We start from the raw sequence: 3,225 nt of genomic DNA on the forward strand, positions 1-3,225 counted from the left end.
GCCTTGGGCCGCGCGCCTCTTTTCCAAGGACCGACAGCATGTTTTCAAACTTTGATAGTGACATCCTATTCGCCGCCCGCCTGCTGCTTGGCGGCGCCTTTGTCTTTGCCGGCCTGCGCAACATCCAGAATGCGGCGTTGGTGAGCCAATTGATGACGACGCGCGGCGTGCCGCAGGCGCGGCCGGTGCTGTGGCTGGGGATCGTCCTGCAGATCATCGCCGGAGCGCTGGTGATCGCGGGCATCTGGACCGCTGCGGCGGCGGCATGCCTGATCCTGTTCCTGGTTTTTGCTACGCCGATGTTCCACAATTTCTGGGATCATCAGGGGCCCGAGCGCGCGTCCCGCATCAACGGCTTTGTCGGCAACGTCGCGCTGGCCGGAGGATTTCTGGCGCTGATCGCGCAGTCGCTTTGACAACGACTGATGCCTCTTGGAGGCAGCCGCTCACGCCGCATACCGCAAGCCGCCGTCGCAGGTCAGGATCTGGCCTGTGACGAAGCTGTTCGAAACCAGGAACGCGATCGCCTCAGCGACGTCCTCGGCGCGGCCAATGCGGCCGACCGGTGTCTTGCCGGCATAATCGGCAAACACCGCATGGCGCTGTTCATCGGGCAGGAAATCCCACCACGGCGTGTCGATGACGCCCGGCGCCACGACATTGACGCGTAGCGGCTTCAGCTCCATTGCCAGGATCGGCACCACGGTCAGCAGCATGCCGTTGACGGCGGCGATGCCGGCGACACCCGGCGCCGACAATTGCGCCGACACCGCCGAGATGAAAGTCACCGAGCCGCTCTTGTTCAGCGTCGGCAAGGCGGCCTGCAGGCAGGAGAGCTGTGGCCGGACCTTCTCGTCGACGCCACCGCCGATGTCGGTCAGGTCAAGCGTTTCGAACGGACCGAGCCCCTTGCCGCCGCTGGCGGCCAGCACCAGGTGATCGAAAGGGCCGAGATCGTTGAAGAACCGGCGAACCTCGTCCGGCTTCGCGGCATCGAAGGCAGCCTTTTCGACTGCGCCGCCAAGGCTTTGCCATGCGTTGTCGAGCCTTTCCCGGTTGCGCCCGGTGATAGTCACCTTCATGCCCGGGCCAAGCAGCTTTTTCGCGGTGGCGAGGCCGATGCCGGAGGAGCCGCCGACGATCACGGCGTGCTGCGTTTTCTCGGTCATGAATTTTCTTTCTTCGATGTTGCGGAAACGGGTGCGAGCCCGACAAGGCCGAGACTCAATTCGCGCAACTGCTGCCTCGCCTTCACGTCATAGGCTTGCGCATCGGCACGGGATTCTCTCTGGCCGTCGAAATAGAGGCCGCTTCGCCCTTCGAGTGCCGGCGATGTGGCGAGGTTGATGATGGCTTCGGCGCCGGTTTCGACCGAGCTCCACGGCGTGATGCCCGCCTGCCGCACCATCGTGGTGTTCATGTAGCTTGCCGGATGCAGGCTGTTGACGGTCACATTGGTGCCGTGCAGCTGCTCCGCCAGGTCGATGGTGAACATGATCTGCGCCAGCTTGCTCTGGCAGTAGGCACGGACGCCGTCATAGGAGCGGGTCAGCATGACGTCGTCGAAGTCGATCGCCTGCTGGCCGGCCGAGGCGACGTTGACGATGCGCGACGGCGCGCTGGACTTGAGCAGCGGCAGCAGCTCCATGGTGAGCAGGAAGCCGGCGAGATAATTGACGGCAAAGCGCAACTCGTAGCCGTCGGCGCTAACCTGTCGTTTGGAGTTGGGGCCGGCTGTGCCGACGCCGGCATTGTTGATAAGGATATCGAGCCGCTTGGTCCTTGCGCGCACCGCCTCGGCGAGGCGGCGGACTTCCGCCAGGGAGGAGAGGTCGGCGACCAGCAGCTCGGCCTTGCCGCCGGCGGCTTCGATTTCGGCCACGGTCGCCTTGCCCCTAGTCGCGTCGCGGCCATGCACCAGGATACGAGCGCCGCCGGCGCCGAGGCTTTGCGCGACGACGCGGCCGACGCCGTCGGTCGATCCTGTGATGAGGATTGTCCTGTCTTTCAGTTCCATGTTCAGAGCCTCCATGTCATCGCTCTGAACGGAAAGATGGGGCACCGGCCACTTGCCAAACAGTTCAAACTTTATCCTGGTATCGATACTGCTATAATAGCACCGATGGATTCACCGACACACTCCGCCGAAGACAGCCGCCGCCGCGAGCTTGGCGCCTTTCTGCGCTCGCGGCGCGAAAGGCTGACGCCTTCGGCCACCGGCATTTCGACCGGCCTGCGCCGGCGCACGCCCGGGCTGCGGCGCGAGGAGGTGGCGATGATCGCCGGCGTCGGCACGACCTGGTACACCTGGCTGGAGCAAGGGCGCGACGTGCGGCCGTCCGTCGAGGTGCTGACGGCGCTCAGTCAGGCGCTGCGCCTGGACACGGCCGAGCAACGGCATCTGTTCATTCTTGCCGGCCGCCCGCAGCCGGAGCGTCGCGTCGACGCGCCGGAAAAAGTCGATAGCCCGTTGCTGCACATGCTGCAGAGCCTGGTCCTGCAGCCGGCCTATGTCCTTGGGCGGCGCTGGGACGTGCTGGCCTGGAATTCTGCCGCGGCAGCCGTGTTCGGCGACTATGGCCTGCTGGAGGGCGATGCCCGCAACATCGTCCATATGGTTTTCACCAGCCCGCAGCATCGGCGCCTGCTCGTTGATTGGGAGGAACTGGCACGTGCCGTGCTGGCGTCATTCCGGGCAGAAAGCGCCAGATATGTCGGCGATCCGGATTTCGAGCGGCTGATCGCGCTGATGACGCGCTCGAGCCCGGAGTTTCGCGCCTGGTGGCCGCTACGCGACGTGGCCCGTAACCTATCGGGTGTAAAGCATGTCAGGCATCCGATAGCGGGTGCCATGGCGTTCGAGCATATGAGCCTGTCGATCGACGACGGCTCCGACATGAAACTGATCGTCTACACGCCGCTCGCCGAGCAGAACTCGATCGCCAAGCTGCAGAAGCTGCTCGATGCGCGGCCGGCCGAGCGGCGCAGCGCGTGAACCCAGCTTCGTCATCCCAGGGCGTAGCAGCCGCGAAGCGGCGTCGCGGAGACCCTGGGATCCATGCCATAACCTTAACGGAAGAGTGCAGCGGAGCAGAATCCTGCACCGCAGCAACGCTCTGAGGTCACGGCATGATGGGGTGGACGGCGCCCGACGGCATCGGATGTGCCAGAATGAGTTCGTTGAGATCTCAAACAAGGGAGCCGTCCGTGGAACACCTTATCCGT

4 protein-coding genes are annotated in these 3,225 nt (G+C 64.4%); 2 read left to right on the forward strand and 2 right to left on the reverse strand.

Translation table 11 applies throughout. From position 1 onward, the window contains the following. The first annotated feature begins 38 nt into the window (after nucleotides 1-38). Nucleotides 39-416 (forward strand): DoxX family protein, encoded by a 378-nt coding sequence (locus NKH30_RS32910; RefSeq protein WP_352998149.1) that lies wholly within the window; start codon nucleotides 39-41, stop codon nucleotides 414-416. 30 nt (nucleotides 417-446) lie between these two features. On the opposite strand, the gene NKH30_RS32915 is transcribed toward NKH30_RS32910, so the two are convergent. Continuing rightward, nucleotides 447-1,169: an SDR family oxidoreductase gene (locus NKH30_RS32915; RefSeq protein ID WP_352542903.1), complete on the reverse strand. Its 723-nt coding sequence runs from the start codon at nucleotides 1,167-1,169 to the stop codon at nucleotides 447-449. Continuing rightward, nucleotides 1,166-2,017, reverse strand: a complete 852-nt coding sequence (locus NKH30_RS32920) for an SDR family NAD(P)-dependent oxidoreductase (RefSeq protein WP_352503189.1) — start codon at nucleotides 2,015-2,017, stop codon at nucleotides 1,166-1,168. The genes NKH30_RS32915 and NKH30_RS32920 overlap by 4 nt, the downstream gene beginning before the upstream one ends. Before the next feature lie 105 nt (nucleotides 2,018-2,122). Here NKH30_RS32920 and NKH30_RS32925 point away from each other — a divergent pair, with 105 nt between their 5' ends. Continuing rightward, entirely contained in the window at nucleotides 2,123-2,995 is an 873-nt protein-coding gene (locus tag NKH30_RS32925; RefSeq protein WP_352998150.1) for a helix-turn-helix transcriptional regulator, read from the forward strand. The last annotated feature ends 230 nt before the right edge of the window (nucleotides 2,996-3,225 follow it).

It is taken from the genome of Mesorhizobium sp. M1273, assembly GCF_040318195.1.
Taxonomy (GTDB): domain Bacteria; phylum Pseudomonadota; class Alphaproteobacteria; order Rhizobiales; family Rhizobiaceae; genus Mesorhizobium.

Coding starts and splice junctions, on each gene's coding strand:
- NKH30_RS32920 (WP_352503189.1), bottom strand. CDS start 2,017: ATGGAACTGAAAGACAGGACAATCCTCATCACAGGATCGACCGACGGC.
- NKH30_RS32915 (WP_352542903.1), bottom strand. CDS start 1,169: ATGACCGAGAAAACGCAGCACGCCGTGATCGTCGGCGGCTCCTCCGGC.
- NKH30_RS32925 (WP_352998150.1), top strand. CDS start 2,123: ATGGATTCACCGACACACTCCGCCGAAGACAGCCGCCGCCGCGAGCTT.
- NKH30_RS32910 (WP_352998149.1), top strand. CDS start 39: ATGTTTTCAAACTTTGATAGTGACATCCTATTCGCCGCCCGCCTGCTG.